1 protein-coding gene and 1 pseudogene are annotated in these 880 nt (G+C 69.4%); both read left to right on the plus strand.

The features are described from left to right. Positions 1-133: 133 nt before the first annotated feature. Positions 134-745, plus strand: a complete 612-nt coding sequence (locus tag JCM19049_RS15760) for a hypothetical protein (protein WP_054822023.1) — start codon at positions 134-136, stop codon at positions 743-745. Further along, positions 685-880 (plus strand): annotated as a pseudogene (locus JCM19049_RS22820) (glycosyltransferase family 1 protein); the annotation flags it as partial. The gene JCM19049_RS15760 and the pseudogene JCM19049_RS22820, both read left to right, overlap by 61 nt.

Here is an 880-nt window from a genome sequence, read left to right on the forward strand (position 1 = left end):
CCTGCCTGACACAGGTCACCCCCGAAGAGGTGTTCGCCGCGGTGCAGCGGCTGGGTTCCGGCGTCGCGTCCTTCACCACGCGCCGCCAGCTGCGCCGCAGCAACGAGGTCGTTGAGAACGAAAGGAAGAGATCGTGAAAATCCTGATCTGGCATGTGCACGGCGGATGGATGGACTCCTTCGTGCATGGACCGCATGAATACCTGGTCCCGGTCAACGCGCAGCGTGACGCCTGGGGGCTGGGCACCGGGGGCCGGGACTGGCCGGCCTCGGTAAGGGAAGTCAGCCAGGAGCAGCTGGCCGAGGAACACATTGACGTGGTGGTGCTGCAGCGGCCCGAGGAGCTGGCCGAGGTGCACCGGCTCACCGGACGGGTGCCGGGCAGCGAGCTGCCGGCGGTCTTCCTGGAGCACAACACCCCCAAGAGCGGGAACGTGCCGAACTCGGTGCACCCGCTGGCCGAGCGCAGCGACATCCCGATCGTGCACGTCACCCACTTCAACCGGCTGTTCTGGGACTGCGGGCGGGCCCGCACCCTGGTCATTGAGCACGGCATCGTGGACCCGGGCTACCAGTACACCGGCACGAACCCGACCCTGGGGGTGGCGATCAACGAACCGGTGCGCCGCTGGCGGGTCACCGGCACCGACCTGCTGCCCGGCTTCGCGCAGATCGCCCGCTGGAGGTGTACGGGATCGGCACCAAGAAGCTGCCCGAGGCCCTGCGGCTGCCCGAGGGGCAGCTGATCATCCGCGGGGACGTGAACCCGGCCCAGCTGCACGGGATGCTCGGCCAGGCCCGCGCCTACCTGCACCCCTTCCGCTGGACCTCGCTGGGCCTGGCGCTGCTGGAGGCGATGCACCTGGCATGCCGTGCTGGCG

It is taken from the genome of Arthrobacter sp. JCM 19049 (genome assembly GCF_001310435.1).